We start from the raw sequence: 22,149 nt of genomic DNA, 5'->3' as shown, positions 1-22,149 counted from the left end.
GCGCCGAATGCATTTCTGGAACCGGCACATTCGGGGTCTGGAAGCATGAAGCCAATGATATTCAGGACGTAATTTTTGAACACAGCGTTAATTGTCCCAAGCCTGCGCCGCATCACGGCGATGGCGGTGGAATCCAGCCACGAACTCAGCGTGGGTAAACCGTGAGCGTCTCCTTAAGCCGTCTAGAGCGTCAGCTCGGCTACACCTTCAAGGATCAGGAACTGATGGTCCTGGCCCTGACTCACCGCAGTTTTGCCGGGCGTAACAACGAACGCCTGGAATTCCTCGGTGACGCCATTCTCAACTTCGTCGCCGGTGAGGCGCTGTTCGAGCGTTTCCCGCTGGCCCGCGAAGGCCAGTTGTCGCGTTTACGCGCGCGTCTGGTGAAAGGTGAGACCCTGGCCGTACTGGCTCGTGGTTTCGATCTGGGCGAATACCTGCGCCTGGGTTCCGGTGAACTGAAAAGCGGCGGCTTTCGTCGCGAGTCCATCCTGGCCGATGCCCTGGAAGCGCTGATCGGTGCGATCTATCTCGATGCCGGCATGGAAGTGGCCCGCGAGCGCGTACTCGCCTGGCTGGCCGGAGAGTTCGAAGGCTTGACGCTGGTCGATACCAACAAAGATCCAAAGACCCGCCTGCAGGAGTTCCTGCAGTCCCGTGGTTGTGAGCTGCCGCGTTACGAAGTGGTGGATATCCAGGGTGAACCGCATTGCCGGACGTTCTTCGTCGAATGCGAAATCATCTTACTGAATGAAAAAAGCCGAGGTCAGGGTGTGAGTCGTCGTATTGCCGAACAGGTAGCGGCCGCCGCAGCACTGATTGCCCTGGGTGTGGAGAATGGCAATGACTGATACAAACGCAACTCGCTGTGGCTATGTTGCCATCGTCGGCCGTCCGAACGTGGGCAAGTCCACGCTGCTGAACCACATTCTTGGCCAGAAGCTGGCAATCACCTCGCGCAAGCCGCAGACCACCCGTCACAACATGCTCGGTATCAAGACCGAGGGCGACGTGCAGGCGATCTACGTCGATACCCCTGGTATGCACAAGGGCGGCGAAAAGGCTCTGAACCGCTACATGAACAAGACCGCTTCGGCGGCGTTGAAAGACGTCGACGTAGTGATCTTCGTGGTCGACCGCACCAAGTGGACCGAAGAAGACCAGATGGTTCTCGAGCGCGTCCAGTATGTGACCGGCCCGCTGATCGTGGCGCTGAACAAGACCGATCGCATCGAAGACAAAGCCGAGCTGATGCCGCACCTGAGCTGGTTGCAGGAGCAACTGCCGAATGCGCAGATCATGCCGATTTCCGCGCAGCACGGGCACAACCTCGATGCGCTGGAGCGAGTGATTGCCGGGCACCTGCCGGAAAACGATCACTTCTTCCCGGAAGACCAGATCACCGACCGCAGCAGCCGTTTCCTCGCCGCCGAGCTGGTGCGCGAGAAAATCATGCGCCAGATGGGCGCCGAGCTGCCGTACCAGATCACCGTCGAAATCGAAGAGTTCAAGCAGCAGGGCAAGACCCTGCATATTCATGCCTTGATCCTCGTTGAGCGCGATGGCCAGAAGAAAATCATCATTGGCGACAAGGGCGAGCGCATCAAGCGCATTGGCACCGAAGCGCGCAAGGACATGGAGCTGCTGTTCGACTCCAAGATCATGCTCAATCTCTGGGTCAAGGTTAAGGGTGGCTGGTCCGATGACGAGCGTGCCTTGCGTTCGTTGGGTTATGGCGACCTGTAATCTCAGACTGTACAAAGATTCAAATGTGGGAGCGGGCTTGCTCGCGAAAGCGGTTTAACATTCAACATCCTGGTTGACTGTCACGCCGCCTTCGCGAGCAAGCCCGCTCCCACATTTGGTTTGTGTTGATCTCACGATGGCGCTCCTCCAACGAGATACCCATGTCCTCAACCCTGCCAATCGGCCAACCCGCCTACGTCCTTCACAGCCGCGCCTACCGCGAAACCAGCGCGCTGGTGGACTTCCTGACGCCGCAAGGTCGGCTGCGGGCGGTGTTGCGCAGTGCCCGGGGCAAGGCCGGGACGCTGGCGCGGCCGTTCGTGCCGCTGGAAGTCGAGTTCCGTGGACGTGGTGAATTGAAGAACGTCGGGCGCATGGAAAGTGCCGGTGTTTCCACCTGGCTCAACGGCGAAGCGTTGTTCAGTGGCCTTTACCTCAATGAACTGCTGATTCGCCTGTTGCCCGCCGAAGACCCGCATCCCGGTGTATTCGATCACTACGCCGCGACCTTGCTGGCCCTGGCCGAAGGTCGACCGCTGGAGCCGTTGCTGCGCTCCTTTGAGTGGCGCTTGCTCGATGATCTCGGCTACGGTTTTTCCCTGACTACCGATATTCATGATCAACCCATTGCTCCGGACGGCCTCTACCGTTTGCAAGTGGATGCCGGGCTTGAACGTGTCTATCTGCTGCAACCGGGTCTGTTCAACGGCACCGAACTGCTGGCGATGGCTGAGGCCGACTGGTCAGCCCCCGGCGCTTTGTCTGCAGCCAAGCGTCTGATGCGTCAGGCTCTGGCTGTTCATTTGGGCGGTCGGCCCTTGGTTTCCCGAGAGTTGTTTCGAAAGCCGTAAATTCCCCGTGTATGCTGTGCACCGAACTTTCTCTTCTTCTGGAGCGCTTCCGTGACCACCAGCACCCGTATTCTTCTTGGCGTGAACATCGACCACGTTGCCACCCTGCGTCAGGCCCGGGGCACCCGTTACCCGGACCCGGTCAAGGCAGCACTGGACGCGGAAGAGGCGGGCGCTGACGGCATCACCGTGCACCTGCGCGAAGACCGTCGGCACATCCAGGAGCGCGACGTTCTGCTGCTCAAGGACGTGCTGCAGACCCGCATGAACTTCGAAATGGGTGTCACCGAAGAAATGATGCAGTTCGCCGAGCGTATCCGTCCGGCGCACATTTGCCTGGTGCCGGAAACCCGTCAGGAACTGACCACCGAGGGTGGCCTGGACGTGGCGGGTCAGGAAGCGCGGATCAAGGCGGCGGTCGAGCGCCTGTCGAAGATCGGCTCCGAAGTATCGCTGTTCATTGACGCCGATGAGCGCCAGATCGAAGCCTCCCGCCGTGTCGGCGCGCCAGCCATCGAACTGCACACCGGGCGTTATGCCGATGCCGAGACGCCGACCGAAGTCGCCGAAGAACTCAAGCGGGTGGCCGATGGCGTGGCCTTCGGCCTGGCCCAGGGCCTGATCGTCAATGCCGGCCATGGTCTGCACTATCACAACGTCGAAGCCGTGGCGGCGATCAAGGGCATCAACGAACTGAACATCGGCCATGCGCTGGTGGCCCATGCGCTGTTCGTTGGCTTCAAGTCGGCTGTTTCGGAGATGAAAGCGCTGATTCTGGCGGCGGCTGCCAAAGCTTAAAAACCAACACAAAACCCTGTAGGAGCGAGCTTGCTCGCGATGGACTTGAGAGCGCCGCGTTCTTTCAGAAAACCCGCGTTATCGTTAGCCACCATCGCGAGCAAGCTCGCTCCTACAGGGGCGAAGGTTCCTGCGCCGGTTTGGTCTTGTCGATCCCCGGGACAAGCAGTTTGCCCTCGGCAACCTGATCGCCTTCAAGCTGCGGCTGCGTAACCCAGGTCAGGATGTCGTAGTAGCGACGGATGTTCGCCACGAAATGCACCGGTTCGCCGCCACGGGCGTAGCCGTAACGGGTTTTGCTGTACCACTTCTTTTCCGACAGGCGCGGCAGGATCTTTTTCACATCCAGCCATTTGTTCGGGTTCAACCCTTCCTTGGCTGCCAGTTTGCGTGCGTCATCCAGGTGGCCGCTGCCGACGTTGTAGGCCGCCAGGGCAAACCAGGTACGGTCCGGCTCCTGAATCGAAGCGTCGAGCTGGTCTTTCATATAGGCCAGGTACTTGGCGCCGCCCATGATGCTCTGCTTGGGGTCCAGGCGATTGGACACGCCCATGGCCTGCGCGGTGTTCTGGGTCAGCATCATCAGGCCGCGCACGCCGGTCTTGGACGTGACGGCCGCTTGCCACAACGACTCCTGGTAACCGATGGCTGCCAGCAGGCGCCAGTCGACTTTCTCTTTCTTGGCGTACGACTTGAAGTGCTGTTCGTACTTGGGCAGGCGTTGCTGCAAGTGCTGGGCAAACGTGGTGGCGCCCATGTAGCCGAGAACGTCGACATGCCCGTAGTAGCGGTCCTTGAGGCGTTGCAGAGTGCCGTTTTTCTTGACCTTGTCGAGGTAATCGTTGATTTCGTTGAGCAGGCTGTTGTCGTCGCCCGGCGCGACAGCCCAGCTCTGGTTGCTGGCGTCACCGAGGTCGAAGGCGACCCGGATGTTGGTGAAGTACACCTGGTTCATCGCGACTTCGTTGGAGTCGACCAGGGTCAGGTCGATCTGACCTTCGTCCACCATGCGCAGGAGATCGACGACCTCGACCGCGTCAGACTCTTCGTATTCGATGCCGGGAAACTTCTGTTTCAACTGCGCCAGTTGTTCGGCATGGGTGCTGCCCTTGAGCACCATGATCTTCTTGCCCACCAGATCCTTCGCATCGGTCGGCCGTGACTGGCCGTTGCGGTAGATGATCTGCGGGGTGACTTCCAGGTAAGAGTGCGAGAAACGCACCTGCTTCTTGCGTTCGTCGCTGCTGACCAGGCCGGCAGCCGCCAGCACCGGGCCGTTGGGCTTGCCGATCTGGTTGAACAGGTCATCGAGGTTGTCGGCGGTCTCGATCTTGAGCTCGACCCCCAGATCGTCGGCGAAGCGCTTCACCAGCTCGTATTCGAAGCCGGTTTCACCGTTGCGATCCTGAAAGTAGGTGGCGGGGCTGTTTCGGGTAACCACCCGCAGCACACCATCCTCCTTTACGCGCTCGAGCGTGTTGGGTTTATCAACACAGCCACCGAGCATCAGGAAGAGTCCGGTTGCGATCAGCCATTTGGCGTACCGCGGACGCAAAGCCGTTGGGAAAAACATCTGCGCAGTATACGCAAAGGACCACGGGCGCCATATCTCGACAGTTAAGGGCTAGTCTGCTAGAGATCACAAATCCGGCCGAAACCCCGCAGGAACGGGCCTTGTCTGCATTTTGTTACAGTAAAAATAAGCTGTCGTCACACGCCCGGTTAACCTGACTTTCGAGGCAGAAACACAGATCGACACCCGAGTGCAACCGTGCGTAGCGTTTCGGGTGATGTCGCGGGCTGTTTAGGCTAGAATGCACGGCCTCAAAGCACACCCCTTCCCGAGGCTGTCCCGAAGATGTTGATCCTGCGCGGCGCTCCTGCCCTTTCCGCCTTTCGCCACAGCAAGCTCCTTGAGCAACTGAGCCAGAAGGTTCCGGCTGTCAGCGGCCTGTATGCTGAATTCGCTCACTTCGCCGAAGTTACCGGCGTCCTGACCGGCGACGAACAGCAGGTGCTTGCGCGCCTTCTGAAGTACGGTCCAAGCGTTCCGGTACAGGAGCCGACCGGTCGTCTGTTTCTGGTACTGCCGCGTTTCGGCACCATCTCGCCGTGGTCGAGCAAGGCCAGTGACATCGCCCGCAACTGCGGCCTGGCGAAAATCCAGCGTCTGGAGCGCGGCATCGCGTTCTACGTGGCCGGCCAGTTCAGCGACGCTGAAGCCCGGTTGATCGCTGACGGTCTGCACGACCGCATGACCCAGATCGTCCTGGGCAATCTCGAACAGGCCGCCGGCCTGTTCAGCCACGCCGAACCGAAACCCCTGACCGCCATCGACGTGCTGGGTGGCGGCCGCGCCGCGCTGGAAAAAGCTAACACCGAACTGGGTCTGGCCCTGGCCGAAGACGAGATCGACTATCTGGTCAATGCCTTCGTCGGCTTGAAGCGCAACCCGCATGACATCGAACTGATGATGTTCGCCCAGGCGAACTCCGAGCACTGCCGTCACAAGATCTTCAACGCGAGTTGGGACATCGACGGCGAGAGCCAGGAAAAAAGCCTGTTCGGCATGATCAAGAACACCTATCAGATGCACAACGAAGGTGTCCTGTCGGCTTATAAGGACAACGCTTCGGTAATCGTCGGCTCCGTGGCCGGTCGCTTCTTCCCGGACCCTGAAACCCGCCAGTACGGCGCGGTGCAGGAGCCGGTGCACATCCTGATGAAGGTTGAAACCCACAACCACCCGACCGCGATTGCCCCGTTCCCGGGCGCGTCCACCGGTTCCGGTGGCGAAATCCGCGACGAAGGCGCTACCGGTCGTGGTGCCAAGCCGAAAGCCGGCCTGACCGGTTTCACCGTGTCCAACCTGCAGATCCCGGGCTTCGAACAGCCATGGGAAGTGCCGTACGGCAAGCCGGAGCGCATCGTTACCGCGCTGGACATCATGATCGAAGGCCCGCTGGGCGGTGCCGCGTTCAACAACGAATTCGGCCGTCCGGCGCTGACCGGTTACTTCCGTACCTTCGAACAATCGATCACCACGCCACACGGTGATGAAGTTCGCGGCTACCACAAGCCGATCATGCTGGCTGGCGGCATGGGCAACATCCGTGAAGAGCACGTCAAGAAAGGCGAGATCCTGGTCGGCTCCAAGCTGATCGTGCTCGGCGGCCCGGCGATGCTGATCGGCCTGGGCGGCGGCGCGGCTTCCTCCATGGCCACCGGCACCAGCTCGGCGGACCTGGACTTCGCATCGGTACAGCGCGAAAACCCGGAAATGGAACGTCGCTGCCAGGAAGTCATCGACCGTTGCTGGCAACTGGGCGACAAGAACCCGATCAGTTTCATCCACGACGTGGGTGCGGGCGGTCTGTCCAACGCCTTCCCGGAACTGGTCAACGACGGCGACCGCGGTGGCCGTTTCGAACTGCGCAACATTCCAAACGACGAGCCGGGCATGGCCCCGCACGAAATCTGGTCCAACGAATCCCAGGAACGTTATGTTCTGGCGGTCGGCCCGGCGGATTTCGAACGCTTCAAGGCGATCTGCGAACGTGAGCGTTGCCCGTTTGCCGTCGTCGGCGAAGCCACCGCCGAACCGCAGCTGACTGTCACCGACAGCCATTTCGGCAACAGCCCGGTGGACATGCCACTGGAAGTGTTGCTGGGCAAGGCGCCGCGCATGCACCGTTCGGTGGTTCGTGAAGCTGAACTGGGTGACGACTTCGATCCGTCGACCCTGAACATTGCCGAATGCGTCGAGCGCGTCCTGCATCACCCGGCCGTGGCGAGCAAGAGCTTCCTGATCACCATCGGCGACCGCACCATCACCGGCCTCGTGGCCCGTGACCAGATGGTCGGCCCATGGCAGGTTCCAGTGGCCGACGTTGCCGTCACCGCCACCAGCTTCGACGTCTACACCGGTGAAGCCATGGCCATGGGCGAGCGTACTCCGCTGGCGCTGCTGGACGCTCCGGCGTCGGGCCGCATGGCTATCGGCGAAACCCTGACCAACATCGCGGCCTCGCGCATCGGCAAGATCTCCGACATCAAGTTGTCGGCGAACTGGATGTCGGCTGCCGGTCACCCGGGCGAAGACGCGCGTCTGTACGACACCGTGAAAGCGGTCGGCATGGAACTGTGCCCTGAGCTGGGCATCACCATTCCGGTGGGCAAGGACTCGATGTCCATGGCCACGCGCTGGAACGATGAAGGCGTGGACAAGTCCGTCACTTCGCCGATGTCCCTGATCGTCACCGGTTTCGCGCCAGTGACTGACATCCGTCAGACCCTGACCCCGCAACTGCGCATGGACAAGGGCACCACCGACCTGATCCTGATCGACCTGGGCCGCGGCCAGAACCGCATGGGCGCCTCGATCCTCGCGCAGGTTCACGGCAAGCTCGGCAAGCAGGCTCCGGACGTCGACGACGCCGAAGACCTGAAGGCCTTCTTCGCCGTGATCCAGGGCCTCAACGCCGACGGTCACCTGCTGGCTTACCATGACCGTTCCGACGGTGGCCTGCTGACCAGCGTTGTCGAGATGGCGTTCGCCGGTCACTGCGGCCTGAGCCTGAACCTCGACGGTCTGGCGGAAACCTCCGCCGACATCGCCGCGATTCTGTTCAACGAAGAACTGGGTGCCGTGATCCAGGTTCGCCAGGACGCCACCCCGGACATCCTCGCGCAGTTCAGCGCTGCCGGTCTGGGTGATTGCGTATCGGTGGTCGGTCAGCCGATGAACAACGGCGAGATCAGCATCACCTTCAACGGTGACACCGTGTTCGAAGGTCAGCGTCGTCTGCTGCAGCGTCAGTGGGCCGAGACCAGCTACCAGATCCAGCGTCTGCGTGACAACGCCGACTGCGCCGAGCAAGAGTTTGACGTGCTGCTGGAAGAAGACAACCCGGGCCTGAGCGTCAAGCTGAGCTACGACATCAACCAGGACATCGCTGCGCCTTACATCAAGAAAGGCATCCGCCCACAGGTTGCCGTGCTGCGTGAGCAGGGCGTCAACGGTCAGGTGGAAATGGCGGCGGCGTTCGACCGTGCCGGTTTCAACGCGATCGACGTGCACATGAGCGACATCCTGGCCGGCCGTGTCGACCTGAACGAGTTCAAGGGCATGGTCGCTTGCGGTGGTTTCTCTTACGGCGACGTATTGGGTGCCGGTGAAGGCTGGGCGAAATCCGCGCTGTTCAACAGCCGCGCCCGCGATGCGTTCCAGGGGTTCTTCGAGCGCAACGACAGCTTCACCCTCGGCGTGTGCAACGGTTGCCAGATGATGTCCAACCTGCACGAGCTGATCCCGGGCAGCGAGTTCTGGCCGCACTTCGTGCGCAACCGTTCCGAGCAGTTCGAAGCGCGCGTGGCGATGGTGCAGATCCAGGAGTCGAACTCGATCTTCCTGCAGGGCATGGCCGGTTCGCGCATGCCGATCGCCATCGCCCACGGCGAAGGTCATGCCGAGTTCGCCAGCGAAGAAGCACTGCTGGAAGCCGATCTGTCGGGTTGCGTGGCGATGCGTTTCGTCGACAACCACGGCAAGGTCACCGAAAACTACCCGGCCAACCCGAACGGCTCGCCGCGCGGGATCACCGGTCTGACCAGCCGCGACGGTCGCGTAACGATCATGATGCCGCACCCGGAGCGTGTGTTCCGCGCCGTGCAGAACTCGTGGCGTTCCGATGACTGGAACGAAGATGCACCGCTGATGCGCATGTTCCGTAATGCTCGTGTGTGGGTTAACTGATAGCCGTGTACAAGCTCAGTTTTTTTGTACCAACCAGTCACGTCGAAGACGTGAAGAGCGCCGTATTCGCCGCCGGTGGCGGGCGAATCGGCGCTTACGACCACTGCGCATGGCAGGTGTTGGGCCTGGGCCAGTTTCGTCCACTGGACGGCAGCCAGCCGTTCATTGGGCAAGCGGGGCAGGTCGAACAGGTCGAGGAATGGAAGGTTGAGCTGGTGGTGGCGGATGAGTTGATTCGCCCGGTGGTGGCGGCTCTGAAACAGAGCCATCCCTACGAGACGCCGGCTTATGAAGTGTGGCGGCTGGAGGATCTCTGATTCTGCGCCGCTGAAGTGAAAAACCCGCTGATTCGTCAGCGGGTTTTTTGTTGTCTGCGATTCAACAGATGTGCGCGGATCAAAATGTGGGAGCGGGCTTGCTCGCGAAGAGGGAGTGTCAGTCGACATTAATGCAGCTGACACGCCGCCTTCGCGAGCAAGCCCGCTCCCACACTGGTTCGGTGTGTTTCCAGAATCTAGACCTTGGCACTGACCTCACTGCGATTGACCAATGCCTCCAGCGCATTACTCAAGGTCGACGCCTTGTCGCCAATCAACAGATGCCAGATGCCTCCGTCCAGTTGACTCACACCCTGGCAACCCAGCGCTTTCAAATCACATTCCGACAGGGCTTTGCCATCGGCCAGTTGCAGACGGAGGCGGGTCATGGCGATGCAATCGAGTTGCAGCACATTGTCGCCACCGCCCAGCGCATTGAGCCATTGCTGCGCCTCGGGTGTCGCCACGGTGGCAGGTTGCGGTGCCTCGATTTCTGCCGCCGGTGAAGACACGATGGCGCGGCCCAGCGCCGGCATCGCCAGGCGAATCTCGTCAGCGATGGCGTCGGCCATCGGCCCGACCACCACCTGCAAACTCCCGCCCTTGCCAGGACGTACCACGGCCATGGCGCCGAGCGCTTTCAAATCTGTATCCGAGGCCTTGTGGCGATCCACCATGTCCAGACGCAACCGCGTGGTGCAGGCGCCGACGGTGATCAGGTTTTCCGCACCGCCCAAGGCCTTGATGTAAGCCCCGGCACGCTCGTTGTCGGCCACGGCGACCTGCTCGGTGGCCGCGACACCTTCACGTCCCGGGGTTTTCAGGTCGAAGCGGCGGATACAGAAATCAAACACCACGTAATAGATCACGGCATACGCCAGGCCCACCGGGAACACCAGCCAGCCGTTGGTGGACTTGCCCCAGCCAAGAATCATGTCGATGAAGCCACCGGAGAAGGTGAACCCCAGGTGGATGTTCAGCAGATTGGTGATGGCCAACGACAGGCCGGTCAGCAGCGCGTGCAACAGGAACAGCAGTGGCGCAAGGAACATGAAGGCGAACTCGACGGGTTCGGTGACGCCGGTGAGGAACGAGGTCAGGGCCATCGACAGGAAGATCCCGCCCATGACTTTGCGCCGCTCCGGCAAGGCGTTGCGGTACATCGCCAGGCACGCGGCGGGCAGGCCGAAGAGCATCATCGGGAACATGCCGGTGGTGAATTGGCCGCCCTTGGGGTCGCCGGCGAAGTAGCGTGAGATATCGCCGGTCACAAGGGCGCCCGTAGCCGGATCGGTGAAGTTGCCGAAGACGAACCATGCCATGTTGTTGATGATGTGGTGCAGGCCAGTGACGATCAACAGACGGTTGAACACGCCGAAGACGAACGCACCGATGCTGCCGCTTTCCATCATCAGTGTGCCGAAGCTGTTAATGCCGTGCTGGATCGGCGGCCAGATGTAGCCGAACACCACGCCCAGGCCCACAGCGGCGAACCCGGTGACAATCGGCACGAAGCGCCGGCCACCGAAGAACGCCAGGTATTCCGGCAGCTTGATGTCCTTGAAACGGTTGTACAGCGCACCGGCCATCAGGCCGCTGACGATCCCGGCGAGCATGCCCATGTTGATGCTCGGGTCGAGCACTTTGAGCGTGGCGATCATCACCAGGTAACCGATCACCCCGGCAAGTCCCGCCGTACCATTGTTGTCCTTGGCGAAACCGACCGCGATGCCGATGGCGAAGATCATCGCCAGGTTGGCGAAAATCACCTGGCCGGCGTCGTGGATGATCGCGATGTTCAGCAGGTCGGTATCGCCCAGGCGCAGCAGCAGGCCGGCAATCGGCAGGATCGCGATCGGCAGCATCAGCGCGCGGCCGAGGCGTTGCAGGCCTTCAATGAAAAGTTGGTACATGGCGGATCTCCCTGGATTCTTGTTGTTCTTTAGCTCAGAGGCCAATGCTGGTGGCAGGCGTGACGCACGGCGCTGGCGCTGCTCAGCTTGAGCAGGCCGAGGCTGATGCGCCGGCATTCGCTGGCATCGAGATGACGTACGCGGTCCTTGATTTCACCGACCTGCACCGGACTCACCGACAACTCGCTGACCCCCAGGCCGATCAACACCGGCGTGGCCAGTGGATCGGACGCCAGTGCCCCGCACACACCGACCCAACGCTTGTGCTGCGCGGCCCCGGCACAGGTCTGTGCGATCAACCGCAGCAGGGCCGGGTGCAGCGCATCGACGCGCGCGGCGAGCCCGGCATGGTCGCGGTCCATGGCCAGGGTGTATTGCGAAAGGTCATTGGTGCCGATGGACAGGAAATCCGCGTGCTCCGCCAGTTGCTCGGCCAGCAGCGCGGCGGCCGGCACTTCAATCATCACCCCCAGCTCCGGGCGTTGCGCCAGACCGAGTTCATCGCACAAGGCGTCGAGGCGCTGGCGAATGTGCAGCAGCTCATCGACTTCAGTGATCATCGGCAGCAGGATCCGGCAGCGTGACAACGGGCTCAGGTGCAGCAGCGCGCGCAGTTGCTGGTCGAGCAGTTCCGGGCGAACCTGGGCCAGGCGAATGCCGCGCAGGCCGAGCACCGGATTGGCCTCGGCGGGCAGTGGCAGGTAGTCGAGTTGCTTGTCGCCACCGACGTCGATGGTGCGGATGATCACCGACTTGTCGCCCATGGCATCGAGCACCGCTTGATAAGCCTGGTGTTGCTCCTGTTCATCCGGGGCAGTGTGGCGGTCGACGAAGAGAAACTCGGTGCGCAGCAAGCCGACGCCGTCGGCGCCATTGGCCAATGCGTCTGCCGCTTCCGTGCTGGACGCCACATTGGCCGCGACTTCGATGTGCAGGCCATCGGTGGTCAGTGCCGGTGTATGCGCCTGGGCCTGTTGTTCGGCGCGGCGTTGTTGCTGTTGCTGTTGCAGCTGGCGCACGTCCGCCAGGCGCTCTGCATTGGGTGTCAGCTCGAGACGGCCGCCGTCGGCGTCCAGCACCACCGGTTGCCCCTGTTGCTGATCGAGCAACGTCAAGCCCAGTGCGACCATGCACGGCAGGCCTTTGCCCCGGGCCAGAATCGCCACATGGGAGGTCGCGCCGCCTTCGGCCATGCACAGCCCGGCGACGCCTTGCTGGCTCAGTTGCAGCAAATCGGAGGGCGTCAGTTCATGCGCCGCGACGATGGCTCCAGCCGGCACATCGTAATGCCAGGTATCGCCGAGCAGTACGCGCAGCACCCGTTGCTTGAGGTCGCGCAGGTCGTTGGCGCGTTCGGCCAGCAGCGAGCTGCCGGTTTGCTGGAGGACTTCGCATTGCACTTCGATGGCCTGGCTCCAGGCATGAGTCGCGGCCGTACCCTGGGCGACGGATTGACTGGCGGCGTCCAGCAACGCCGGATCTTCGAGCAGCGCGAGGTGTGCGGCGAAGATCGCCTCTTCGGCGCTGTCCTTGTGTTTTTTCGCCAGGGCCAGCGTGTGGTCGATGTCGCTGCGCACCTGGCTCAGTGCCGCATCCAGAACCTGCCGTTGTTGCTGCGGATCATGATGGCCGGCATCCACCGGCAGGCTGATCGCATTCAGGCGAAACAGCGGCCCGCCGACCAGACCGGGCGCCGCGCAGACGCCGTGCAATACACCCGCTTCGGCGGGGCGACTGCGTTGAGCAATCGTGGGTGGCGCGGCGGCGTGACTGTCTTCGGCCAGGGCTGTGGATAACGCGGTCAGCAAAGCTTGCAGGGCGGCTTCGGCATCCGGGCCCTGGCAACTGACCTGGACTTCTGCCTGTTCGCCGATGGCTAGTCCCATCAGGCCAATCAGGCTGTCGCAGGTGGCCGACTTGCCGGCGAAATGCAGTTGCGACTTGCTTTTGAAACCTTGTGCAGTCTGACGGATCAACGCCGCCGGCCGCGCGTGCAGGCCGCCACGGTGAGCAATGCGTACGAGGCCGACAATCTCTGCGCCGGCAAACTCGACATCGACCTCTGCGGTCGATGACTGTCGACGAATGATGTGCAGCAGCGGTTCACCGACTTTCACCGATTTGAGGGTGATGGGTCGCGCCTGAAAGTCCTGGCTGTTAGTAAGGATCAGCAGGCTGACCAGGCTTTTGCACTGTTGCGCGACCTTGTCCAGGTCGTAACGCAGCAGGGGTTGGCCATTGGCGACGCGCGCACCTTCCTTGACCAGCATCGAGAAGCCCTGGCCCTGCAATTCGACTGTGTCGAGGCCCAGGTGCAGGAGCAATTCCGCGCCGTTGTCGGCACGCAAGGTCACCGCGTGACCGGTGCGCGCGACATGCACCACTACACCCGCGCAGGGGGCGTGGAGTGTGTCGTTGAGCGGATCGATGGCGATGCCGTCGCCCATGGCACCGCTGGCAAATACCGGGTCCGGGACTTTGGCGAGCGTGAGCACCGGGCCGCTGAGCGGGGCGCGTAAAGTCAGCTCTTTATTGTTGTTGTGCATGGCTCGGTCTCATCAGGAAATACAATAATTCGGATCAACTCGCCCCCTGTAGGAGCTGGCTTGCCAGCGAAGGGGCCCTGGAGGCCGGGCGTCATTTTTGCGATCGCCTTCGCTGGCAAGCCCGCTCCTACAGGGGAATTCGCATTTCGGTTCAGTGGGTGCGCGTCACTTTGCTCAAGTGCCGCGGCTGGTCCGGGTCCATGCCGCGGGCCACGGCCAGGCCGGCGGCCATCACGTAGAAACTCTGGATCGCCAGAATCGGGTCGAGGGCCGGGTGTTCGGCGCGTGTCAGCGTCAGGTCGCGTTCGAGCACGTCATCCGGTGCGGCCAGCAGGACACGGGCGCCACGCTGGCGCATGTCGGCCGCCAGGCTCAGCAAACCGGCCTGCTCGGGACCCCGTGGGGCGAACACCAGCAGCGGGTAGTTGTCGCCGATCAAGGCCATCGGGCCGTGACGGACTTCGGCGCTGCTGAAGGCTTCGGCCTGGATCGCCGAGGTCTCTTTGAATTTGAGCGCCGCTTCCTGGGCGATGGCGAAACCGGCGCCCCGGCCGATCACCATCAGCCGCTGGCAATCGCGCAAGGCGTCAATGGCCGGGCTCCAGTCTTGCTGCGCGGCGTCGCGCAGTCCCTCGGGTAAGGCGGAACCAGCCTCGAGCAGTTCGGCGTCTTCTTTCCAGTGACCAATCAGCCGGGCGCTGGCGCTGAGGGTGGCGATAAAACTCTTGGTCGCGGCGACGCTGCTTTCGGTGCCGGCACACAGCGGCAGGCTGAACTCGCAAGCGGCCTCCAGCGGCGAGTCCTCGGCATTGACCAGCGAAATGCTCAAGGCACCGCGCTTGCGCAGCAGGCGCAGGCTGTTGACCAAGTCCGGGCTTTGCCCTGATTGCGAAAAGGCGAATGCCACCTGGCCGCTGACTTTCAACGGCGCCTGTTGCATGGTCACCACCGACATCGGCAACGACGCCACCGGGATGCCCAGCAGTTGCATGGTCAGGTAGGCAAAGTAGCTGGCGGCGTGGTCGGAGCTGCCGCGGGCCACGGTCATGGCCACTTGCGGCGGCTGACGGCGCAGGCGTCCGGCGATCTCGATCATCTGCGGATCGAGTTGTTTCAGCTGGGCTTGCACGGCCTCGAACGAGGACAGCGCCTCTTCAAGCATTTTTGAAGTCAATGTCTTCTCCTTCGACCATGACGGCGGTCAGTTTCAGTGAGCGATCCAGCCGCACGCAGTCGGCCCAGGCCCCCGGTTGCAGGCGCCCGCGTTCGGTGATGCCGAGGTAGTCGGCGGGGAATTGCGACAGGCGCTGCGAGGCTTCGGCGATGGGCAGGCCGATCTTCACCAGGTTGCGCAGGGCCTGATCCATGGTCAGGGTGCTGCCGGCCAGGGTGCCGTCGGGCAGGCGTACGCCGCCCAGGCATTTGGTCACGGTGTGGCTGCCGAGTTTGTACTCGCCGTCAGGCATCCCGGCAGCGGCGGTCGAGTCGGTGACGCAGTACAGGCATGGGATCGAACGCAGGGCCACGCGGATCGCGCCGGGATGCACGTGCAGCAAGTCCGGAATCAGTTCCGCGTATTGGGCGTGGGCCAGTGCTGCGCCGACGATCCCCGGTTCGCGGTGATGCAGCGGGCTCATGGCGTTGTAGAGGTGGGTGAAACTGCTGGCGCCGGCCGCCAGCGCAGCCACGCCTTCCTCGTAACTGCCCAGGGTGTGGCCGATCTGCATGCGGATGCCGCGGGTGCTGAGGTCACGGATCAAGGCGTCGTGGCCGGCAATTTCCGGGGCAATGGTGATCACCCGGATCGGCGCGAGCGCCAGGTACGCTTCGACTTCGGCCATCAGCGCGGTGTGGGCGAAGTTGGGTTGCGCACCGAGTTTGCCGGGGTTGATGTAGGGGCCTTCGAGGTGCACGCCGAGCACCCGGGCGCAACCTTGGGGCCGCTGCTCACAGAATTCGCCGACGGCTTTGAGCACGCTGGAAATTTCTTCGCTCGGTGCCGTCATGGTGGTCGCCAGCAGCGATGTGGTGCCGAAGCGCACGTGGGTGCTGGTGATGGTTTCGAAGGCCGGCGTGCCCTCCATGATGTCTTTGCCACCGCCGCCGTGAACGTGCAGGTCGATGAAACCCGGCAGCAGGTACGGCAGATCGTTGTCCGCCGGATCGCAGGGCTGGCCTTCGATCGACACGACTTTGCCGTGTGCGTGGACCAGTCGGCCACGAACCCAGCCGTGGGCGGTGAGGATGTTGTCTTCGGACATGATCGGTTCTCTGGTTTGGCGGCTTCGCGGTGCAGCGTTCTAGCGGCGAAGTTCTGCCACAAAGTCGTAGTAGTCGTTACGGCAATAGGTGTCGGTGACTTCGATCGGCGTGTTGTCTTCCAGGTAGCCAACCCGGGTCATCAGCAGCATGGCGGTACCGGGGGCGATGCCGACCAGCGCGGCGAACTCGTCCGAGGCGTTGATCGCCTGGATATGCTGCAAGGCGCGGACAACCGGTTTGCCGATGCCGTCGAGGAATTCGTAGAGGGAGTCGCCGAGCATTTGCGGCTTGGGAATGATCGAGGCGGGCAGGGTGCTCATCTCGATAGCCATCACGGTGTCGTCGGCTTTACGCAGGCGTTTGAGGCGCACGACTTTGTCGTTGGGCGACAGGCCGAGGCGGATCAGTTCTTCGTGGGTCGGCAGGGTGATTGCCCGCTCCAGCCATTGCGAGCTGGGAACAAATCCCTTGAGGCGCAGCATTTCGCTGAAGCTTGAAAGGCGCGATAGCGGTTGTTCAAGGCGCGGCGTGATGAAGGTGCCGGAGCCCTGGTTGCGACGGATCAGGCCTTGTTCGAGCAGCACTTCCAGCGCCTTTCGGGCAGTGACGCGGGAGATGCCCAGTGTCTCGCTCAGGTTGCGCTCCGAAGGCATGGCCTGCTCGGCTTTCCACTGGCCGGCATGGATCGCCGCTTCCAGGTTGCGCGCCAGTTGCAGGTAGAGCGGCGTGGGCTGGGTGTCGTCGGGGCGCAGGGCGTGGAGATCGTTCATGGCGGTGTCCGGGGCGGATATTGGAGTGTTGTCACCCTTGAATGGAGCAAAAATTAATACCACTTGAATACCATGTCAACGCCACTGGCTGGCAGGATGCACGGTAAATCCAGCTCTGAAGAGCGATTGAAATGGGAGGGTGTTCGAAGTGGTATTAGAGATGGGGGAGTTCAATAGCAAAGATCGCAGCCTGCGGCAGCTTCTGGGAAAGGAACTGGTATCTCCCCGGCAGGTGCTGTCGCCGGCCGCGATCTATTGAATTTATTTTTTCGAGGGCGACCGACGGTGGCGGTCAGAAGAAGAAATTCGCCCTGTAGCAGCTGGCGAAGCCTGCGTTCGGCTGCGAAGCAGTCGTGAAATCAGCCGACGCGTTGTGTCAGGAATACTTCGCACTCAGGTTTTACGACTGCTTCGCAGCCGAACGCAGGCTTCGCCAGCTGCTACAAGGCAGGTGTTGCGATTACGGACGAATCTCGATCATCGTGCCGTCCGGCACCAGGTTCCAGACTTCGCGCATGTCCATGTTGCGCATGGCGATGCAGCCGTCGGTCCAGTCCAGGGTGTGGAACAGGTCTTCCGGGGTGTCTTCGCTGTCTGGCGTGCCGTGGATCATGATCATGCCGCCGGGCTCGACGCCTTCACGACGGGCGCGGGCCGAGTCACTGATGTTCGGGTAGGAAATGTGCATCGCCAGGTTGAAGCGATCGCTGATCTTGCGCCAGTCGACCCAGTAGAAGCCTTCCGGGGTGCGCTTGTCGCCTTCCATCAGCTTCGGCCCCTTGGGACGCTTGCCCAGGGAAATGCGATAGGTCTTGAGCGGCTTGCCGTCATTGATCAATTGCAATTGATGGGAAGACTTGAGAATCAGGATTTTCTCGATGACCTTGCCGTCCAGGGGTTCCACGGCAGAAGCCTGGGACACCGTGACGAACAAAAAACAGAACAGGGCAAGCAACCAGCGCATTGAAACGATTCCCCAGGAGGTGTCGCGACTATTTATGTATAGAAGTTTTTGCAGGAGCTGCCGCTGGCTCGGGCCGCGTTCGGACAATATTTCGGCGCCTCCCGGTGATGCCGAGATGACATCAGATAATGGCAGGCTGAGCAAGCGGCGGGATCGATTCAGACCGAACGGGATAGACTTCGGTCCGCCGGTCAGCGAAGAAGCATTCTAAGGTACGACCCACCGTGCGGAAAGCCAGCTCATCCCATGGAATGTCCGCTTCGTCGAATAGTTGCACTTCCAGGCTCTCGGGGCCGGCAGAAAAGTCCAGGTCCGCAAGCGTGGCACGGAAGAACACATGCACCTGGCTGATGTGCGGCACGTCGATCAGGGTATAGATGCTCAGGTTGCGCACCCGGGCGCAGGCTTCCTCGGCGGTTTCGCGAATGGCCGCCTGCTCGATGGTCTCGCCGTTCTCCATGAAGCCGGCGGGCAGGGTCCAGTAACCGCGTCGCGGCTCGATGGCCCGCCGGCACAGCAACACCTTGCTGCCCCAGGTCGCCACGCAGCCGGCGACAATATTGGGGTTCTGGTAGTGAATGGCATGACAGCTGTCGCAGACAAAACGCAGGCGGGAATCGCCTTCGGGAATGCGCTGGGTCACCGGGTTACCGCACTGGCTGCAAAATTTCATGCTGGGGTTCCTGAATGCTGCGCCTATCTTGGCGTGCGGCAGTGTCTGTCGGCAAGTTGTCGTTTCGCGACATGGGGCTGTTGCGGGGGTTGGGCGACCGCAGCGATTGGTGCATGATGCCGGGTAAGGCACAGATCGAGAACACTCATGCTGGACGAGCTACTGCATCGGGTAAGTAACCACACACCACGCACATTGGAGACCGACCGTCGTTTTCCCGAGGCTGCGGTGCTGGTGCCGATCACCCGCAGTGACGAGCCTGAGCTGGTGTTGACCCTGCGAGCCAGCGGACTGTCGACCCATGGCGGTGAAGTCGCCTTTCCCGGCGGGCGTCGTGACCCCGAAGACCCCGACCTTATTTTCACCGCCTTGCGTGAGGCCGAAGAAGAGATCGGCCTGCCACCGGGGCTGGTCGAGGTGATCGGCCCGCTCAGCCCGCTGATCAGCCTGCATGGCATCATGGTCACTCCGTATGTCGGGGTGATTCCGGATTTCGTCGAATACCGGGCCAACGATGCCGAGATCGCCGCCGTGTTCAGCGTACCCCTGGAGTTCTTCCGCAAGGACCCTCGTGAACATACCCATCGCATCGATTATCAGGGCCGCAGCTGGTATGTGCCGAGCTATCGCTTCGGTGAATACAAGATCTGGGGGCTGACGGCGATCATGATCGTCGAGTTGATCAACTTGCTGTATGACGCGAAAATCAGCCTGCACCAACCTCCCAAAAGCTTTATCAACATCTGAAGCCATCGTTCGTATGGTTTGAACCTGCCTGCCTGAGCCTTGAGGACAACACGATGAAATACCGCCTGGGCGACGCCCGCGTCGAAACCCACCCACAGAGCTGGGTCGCACCCAATGCCGTGCTGGTGGGCAAGGTCAAGCTGGAAGAGGGCGCCAACGTCTGGTTCAACACCGTACTGCGCGGCGACAACGAGTTGATCCTGATCGGCAAGAACAGCAACGTCCAGGACGGCACCGTGATGCATACCGACATGGGCTACCCGCTGGTCATCGGCACCGGCGTGACCATCGGCCACAACGCCATGCTCCACGGCTGTACCGTTGGCGACTACAGCCTGATCGGCATCAACGCAGTGATTCTCAATGGCGCGAAGATCGGCAAGAACTGCATCATCGGCGCCAATTCGCTGATCGGCGAAGGCAAGGAGATTCCCGACGGATCGCTGGTCATGGGCTCGCCCGGAAAAGTGGTGCGCGAGTTGACTGAGCCGCAAATCAAGATGCTCGAGGCTAGCGCGGCTCACTACGTGCACAACTCGCAGCGTTATGCCCGTGATTTGGTTGAGCAGGAAGAATGACCACCACCGAACGCCCGGTAGCATCGCCCTGCGTGAACATTTGCGCGCTGGACGACGATGACATCTGCACCGGTTGCCAGCGCACGGTGGAAGAAATCACCCGCTGGAGCCGCATGGACAACGATGAGCGGCGCAAGGTGCTGGGTTTGTGTCACGAGCGGGCCAAAGCCAGCGGGTTGATCTGGATGCTCAACAAGGCACCGAACCGGTAGCAGCTGGCGAAGCCTGCGTTCGGCTGCGCAGCAGTCGTAAAACCTGAGCAAACGGTATATCTGACGAACCGCATTGGCTGAATCCACGACTGCTTCGCAGCCGAACGCAGGCTTCGCCAGCTGCTACAAGGATCGCGTTGCATTTGGCGGCATTGCATGACTGAAGTACCCTGTGCGCCTTGAATCCTCAGGCATCCCACTGTCCATGCTCTTCCTGATTGCCTACATCAGCAGCGTCGTGCTGATCAACTACGCCTTTTCCACCGCGCCGCACCTGGACATCATCTGGTCGGCCTGGGGCGGACTGGTGTTTGTGTTGCGCGACATGGTGCAAGCCCGATTCGGGCATGGTGCCCTCGTGGCGATGCTGGTGGCGCTGGTGCTGTCCTATATCACCTCCGATCCGTCCATCGCTCTGGCCAGTGCCACGGCATTCGCGATTTCCGAGTGCATCGACTGGCTGGTGTTCAGCATCACCAGGCGCCCGCTGCATGATCGCTTGTGGATAAGTTCGGCCCTGAGCATTCCCCTCGATACCTTTATCTTTTTCGGCATGATCGACGCGCTGACGCCGGGGGTGATCCTTACTGCCCTGGGTTCGAAGTTCGCCGGGGTCACCGCCGTATGGCTGATCATGGCCTGGCGCCTGCGCAAACAGGCTGTCGTCAGCTGAAGTTCATGTAAAATGCCGCGCTTTCTCCCCATGGGAAGCGTGCTTCCCTCGATGATCCGCTTCTTTGAGGACCTTCAGATGACCCGTATCGGAACTCCATTGTCGCCCACCGCGACCCGCGTATTGATGTGTGGCTGTGGCGAGTTGGGCAAGGAAGTGGTGATCGAGCTGCAACGCCTGGGCGTTGAAGTGATTGCCGTGGATCGCTACGCCAACGCGCCGGCCATGCAGGTTGCGCACCGCAGTCATGTGATCAACATGCTCGATGGTGCGGCCTTGCGCGCCGTGATCGAGGCCGAGAAGCCGCACTTCATCGTGCCGGAAATCGAAGCCATCGCCACCGCGACCCTGGTGGAGCTGGAGGCCGAAGGTTTCACCGTGATCCCGACCGCCCGCGCCGCACAACTGACCATGAACCGCGAAGGCATCCGTCGCCTGGCCGCCGAAGAACTGGACCTGCCAACCTCGCCGTACCACTTCGCCGACACCTTCGAGGACTACAGCAAAGCCGTGGAAGACCTCGGTTTCCCATGCGTGGTCAAACCGGTCATGAGTTCTTCGGGCAAGGGCCAGAGCCTGCTGCGCAGCGTCGATGACGTGCAGAAAGCCTGGGACTACGCCCAGGAAGGTGGCCGTGCCGGTAAAGGTCGCGTAATCATCGAAGGCTTCATCGATTTCGATTACGAAATCACCCTGCTGACTGTGCGCCACGTCGGCGGCACCACGTTCTGCGCGCCGGTCGGCCATCGTCAGGAGAAGGGCGACTATCAGGAATCCTGGCAGCCGCAAGCCATGAGCCCGATTGCCCTGGCTGAATCCGAACGCGTCGCCAAAGCCGTGACCGAAGCCTTGGGTGGCCGTGGTCTGTTCGGTGTCGAGCTGTTCATCAAGGGTGATCAGGTGTGGTTCAGCGAAGTCTCGCCGCGCCCGCATGACACCGGTCTGGTGACCCTGATTTCTCAGGACCTGTCGCAGTTCGCCCTGCACGCACGGGCCATTCTCGGCCTGCCGATTCCTTTGATCCGTCAGTTCGGGCCGTCGGCGTCGGCGGTGATTCTGGTGGAAGGCCAGTCGACCCAGACCGCTTTTGCCAATCTGGGTGCCGCACTTAGTGAGCCGGACACTGCGCTGCGCCTGTTCGGCAAGCCTGAAGTCAACGGCCAGCGCCGCATGGGCGTGGCCCTGGCGCGCGACGAATCGATCGAAGCCGCCCGCGCCAAGGCGACCCGTGCCGCCCAGGCGGTCGTCGTCGAACTGTAAAAAACCGTAACCCTGTGGGAGCGGGCTTGCTCGCGAAAGTGGAGTGTCAGACACATTAATGTTGACTGACACTCCACTTTCGCG

Annotated in this window: 19 protein-coding genes; 11 read left to right on the top strand and 8 right to left on the bottom strand. The window is 61.7% G+C overall.

Annotation, left to right across the window (positions count from 1 at the left end; translation table 11 throughout):
• Positions 1 to 161: 161 nt before the first annotated feature.
• The 4 genes from rnc (at position 162) to pdxJ (ending at position 3,395) form a co-directional block, all read left to right on the top strand.
• Positions 162 to 851 carry a ribonuclease III gene (gene rnc / locus AC07XF_RS25605; protein ID WP_007973960.1) on the top strand — a complete coding sequence of 230 codons (690 nt, stop codon included), beginning with the start codon at positions 162 to 164 and terminating at the stop codon, positions 849 to 851.
• Positions 844 to 1,746, top strand: coding sequence for a GTPase Era (gene era / locus AC07XF_RS25600; protein ID WP_007982798.1), 903 nt, complete (start codon positions 844 to 846; stop codon positions 1,744 to 1,746). Before rnc ends, era begins: the two co-directional genes overlap by 8 nt.
• A gap of 161 nt (positions 1,747 to 1,907) precedes the next feature.
• Positions 1,908 to 2,597, top strand: coding sequence for a DNA repair protein RecO (gene recO, locus AC07XF_RS25595; protein ID WP_495028724.1), 690 nt, complete (start codon positions 1,908 to 1,910; stop codon positions 2,595 to 2,597).
• 51 nt (positions 2,598 to 2,648) lie between these two features.
• Positions 2,649 to 3,395 (top strand): pyridoxine 5'-phosphate synthase, encoded by a 747-nt coding sequence (pdxJ, locus tag AC07XF_RS25590; RefSeq protein ID WP_008053219.1) that lies wholly within the window; start codon positions 2,649 to 2,651, stop codon positions 3,393 to 3,395.
• 112 nt (positions 3,396 to 3,507) lie between these two features.
• On the opposite strand, the gene mltF is transcribed toward pdxJ, so the two are convergent.
• On the bottom strand, positions 3,508 to 4,968 hold the full coding sequence (mltF, locus tag AC07XF_RS25585; RefSeq protein ID WP_495028723.1) for a membrane-bound lytic murein transglycosylase MltF: 1,461 nt from the start codon (positions 4,966 to 4,968) through the stop codon (positions 3,508 to 3,510).
• A 285-nt stretch (positions 4,969 to 5,253) separates the two neighbouring features.
• Between mltF and purL the strand changes: the two genes are divergently transcribed.
• Positions 5,254 to 9,150 (top strand): phosphoribosylformylglycinamidine synthase, encoded by a 3,897-nt coding sequence (purL, locus tag AC07XF_RS25580; protein WP_495028722.1) that lies wholly within the window; start codon positions 5,254 to 5,256, stop codon positions 9,148 to 9,150.
• Between the two features lie 5 nt (positions 9,151 to 9,155).
• Complete coding sequence (locus AC07XF_RS25575; RefSeq protein ID WP_495028721.1) at positions 9,156 to 9,467, top strand: NGG1p interacting factor NIF3; 312 nt, start codon at positions 9,156 to 9,158, stop codon at positions 9,465 to 9,467.
• A 197-nt stretch (positions 9,468 to 9,664) separates the two neighbouring features.
• On the opposite strand, the gene nagE is transcribed toward AC07XF_RS25575, so the two are convergent.
• The 7 genes from nagE to AC07XF_RS25540 form a co-directional block, all read right to left on the bottom strand.
• Positions 9,665 to 11,380 (bottom strand): N-acetylglucosamine-specific PTS transporter subunit IIBC, encoded by a 1,716-nt coding sequence (gene nagE / locus AC07XF_RS25570; protein ID WP_495028720.1) that lies wholly within the window; start codon positions 11,378 to 11,380, stop codon positions 9,665 to 9,667.
• A gap of 29 nt (positions 11,381 to 11,409) precedes the next feature.
• The gene (gene ptsP, locus AC07XF_RS25565) at positions 11,410 to 13,926 is read right to left on the bottom strand and encodes a phosphoenolpyruvate--protein phosphotransferase (RefSeq protein WP_495028719.1); all 2,517 of its coding nucleotides are present in this window, start codon (positions 13,924 to 13,926) and stop codon (positions 11,410 to 11,412) included.
• Positions 13,927 to 14,077: 151 nt separating this feature from the next.
• Positions 14,078 to 15,100, bottom strand: coding sequence for an SIS domain-containing protein (locus AC07XF_RS25560; RefSeq protein WP_495028718.1), 1,023 nt, complete (start codon positions 15,098 to 15,100; stop codon positions 14,078 to 14,080).
• Positions 15,081 to 16,187 (bottom strand): N-acetylglucosamine-6-phosphate deacetylase, encoded by a 1,107-nt coding sequence (nagA, locus tag AC07XF_RS25555; RefSeq protein ID WP_495028717.1) that lies wholly within the window; start codon positions 16,185 to 16,187, stop codon positions 15,081 to 15,083. Before nagA ends, AC07XF_RS25560 begins: the two co-directional genes overlap by 20 nt.
• A gap of 39 nt (positions 16,188 to 16,226) precedes the next feature.
• On the bottom strand, positions 16,227 to 16,958 hold the full coding sequence (locus AC07XF_RS25550) for a GntR family transcriptional regulator (RefSeq protein WP_495028716.1): 732 nt from the start codon (positions 16,956 to 16,958) through the stop codon (positions 16,227 to 16,229).
• Positions 16,959 to 17,418: 460 nt separating this feature from the next.
• Positions 17,419 to 17,922 carry a L,D-transpeptidase family protein gene (locus tag AC07XF_RS25545; protein WP_495028715.1) on the bottom strand — a complete coding sequence of 168 codons (504 nt, stop codon included), beginning with the start codon at positions 17,920 to 17,922 and terminating at the stop codon, positions 17,419 to 17,421.
• Between the two features lie 121 nt (positions 17,923 to 18,043).
• The gene (locus AC07XF_RS25540) at positions 18,044 to 18,595 is read right to left on the bottom strand and encodes an NUDIX hydrolase (protein WP_495028714.1); all 552 of its coding nucleotides are present in this window, start codon (positions 18,593 to 18,595) and stop codon (positions 18,044 to 18,046) included.
• Positions 18,596 to 18,742: 147 nt separating this feature from the next.
• Between AC07XF_RS25540 and AC07XF_RS25535 the strand changes: the two genes are divergently transcribed.
• From AC07XF_RS25535 to purT, 5 genes are all read left to right on the top strand, one after another.
• Positions 18,743 to 19,342 (top strand): CoA pyrophosphatase, encoded by a 600-nt coding sequence (locus AC07XF_RS25535; protein ID WP_008053214.1) that lies wholly within the window; start codon positions 18,743 to 18,745, stop codon positions 19,340 to 19,342.
• A gap of 53 nt (positions 19,343 to 19,395) precedes the next feature.
• Positions 19,396 to 19,920: a gamma carbonic anhydrase family protein gene (locus tag AC07XF_RS25530; protein ID WP_495028713.1), complete on the top strand. Its 525-nt coding sequence runs from the start codon at positions 19,396 to 19,398 to the stop codon at positions 19,918 to 19,920.
• Positions 19,917 to 20,132, top strand: coding sequence for a DUF1289 domain-containing protein (locus AC07XF_RS25525; RefSeq protein ID WP_495028712.1), 216 nt, complete (start codon positions 19,917 to 19,919; stop codon positions 20,130 to 20,132). Before AC07XF_RS25530 ends, AC07XF_RS25525 begins: the two co-directional genes overlap by 4 nt.
• Positions 20,133 to 20,337: 205 nt before the next feature.
• Entirely contained in the window at positions 20,338 to 20,805 is a 468-nt protein-coding gene (locus tag AC07XF_RS25520) for a preQ0 transporter (protein ID WP_495028711.1), read from the top strand.
• A gap of 78 nt (positions 20,806 to 20,883) precedes the next feature.
• Positions 20,884 to 22,065 (top strand): formate-dependent phosphoribosylglycinamide formyltransferase, encoded by a 1,182-nt coding sequence (purT, locus tag AC07XF_RS25515; protein WP_495028710.1) that lies wholly within the window; start codon positions 20,884 to 20,886, stop codon positions 22,063 to 22,065.
• The last annotated feature ends 84 nt before the right edge of the window (positions 22,066 to 22,149 follow it).

The organism is Pseudomonas sp. GW821-FHT01C01 (assembly GCF_059422645.1).
Note: the sequence above shows the minus strand (reverse complement) of the source record. Positions and strands in the feature narration are given on the sequence as shown.

Excerpts from the sequence above, each read along its gene's own strand:
- era (WP_007982798.1), top strand. The coding sequence starts at position 844 with ATGACTGATACAAACGCAACTCGCTGTGGCTATGTTGCCATCGTCGGC.
- recO (WP_495028724.1), top strand. The coding sequence starts at position 1,908 with ATGTCCTCAACCCTGCCAATCGGCCAACCCGCCTACGTCCTTCACAGC.
- mltF (WP_495028723.1), bottom strand. The coding sequence starts at position 4,968 with ATGTTTTTCCCAACGGCTTTGCGTCCGCGGTACGCCAAATGGCTGATC.
- purL (WP_495028722.1), top strand. The coding sequence starts at position 5,254 with ATGTTGATCCTGCGCGGCGCTCCTGCCCTTTCCGCCTTTCGCCACAGC.
- nagE (WP_495028720.1), bottom strand. The coding sequence starts at position 11,380 with ATGTACCAACTTTTCATTGAAGGCCTGCAACGCCTCGGCCGCGCGCTG.
- ptsP (WP_495028719.1), bottom strand. The coding sequence starts at position 13,926 with ATGCACAACAACAATAAAGAGCTGACTTTACGCGCCCCGCTCAGCGGC.
- nagA (WP_495028717.1), bottom strand. The coding sequence starts at position 16,187 with ATGTCCGAAGACAACATCCTCACCGCCCACGGCTGGGTTCGTGGCCGA.
- AC07XF_RS25550 (WP_495028716.1), bottom strand. The coding sequence starts at position 16,958 with ATGAACGATCTCCACGCCCTGCGCCCCGACGACACCCAGCCCACGCCG.
- AC07XF_RS25545 (WP_495028715.1), bottom strand. The coding sequence starts at position 17,922 with ATGCGCTGGTTGCTTGCCCTGTTCTGTTTTTTGTTCGTCACGGTGTCC.
- AC07XF_RS25540 (WP_495028714.1), bottom strand. The coding sequence starts at position 18,595 with ATGAAATTTTGCAGCCAGTGCGGTAACCCGGTGACCCAGCGCATTCCC.
- AC07XF_RS25535 (WP_008053214.1), top strand. The coding sequence starts at position 18,743 with ATGCTGGACGAGCTACTGCATCGGGTAAGTAACCACACACCACGCACA.
- AC07XF_RS25530 (WP_495028713.1), top strand. The coding sequence starts at position 19,396 with ATGAAATACCGCCTGGGCGACGCCCGCGTCGAAACCCACCCACAGAGC.
- AC07XF_RS25525 (WP_495028712.1), top strand. The coding sequence starts at position 19,917 with ATGACCACCACCGAACGCCCGGTAGCATCGCCCTGCGTGAACATTTGC.
- AC07XF_RS25520 (WP_495028711.1), top strand. The coding sequence starts at position 20,338 with ATGCTCTTCCTGATTGCCTACATCAGCAGCGTCGTGCTGATCAACTAC.
- purT (WP_495028710.1), top strand. The coding sequence starts at position 20,884 with ATGACCCGTATCGGAACTCCATTGTCGCCCACCGCGACCCGCGTATTG.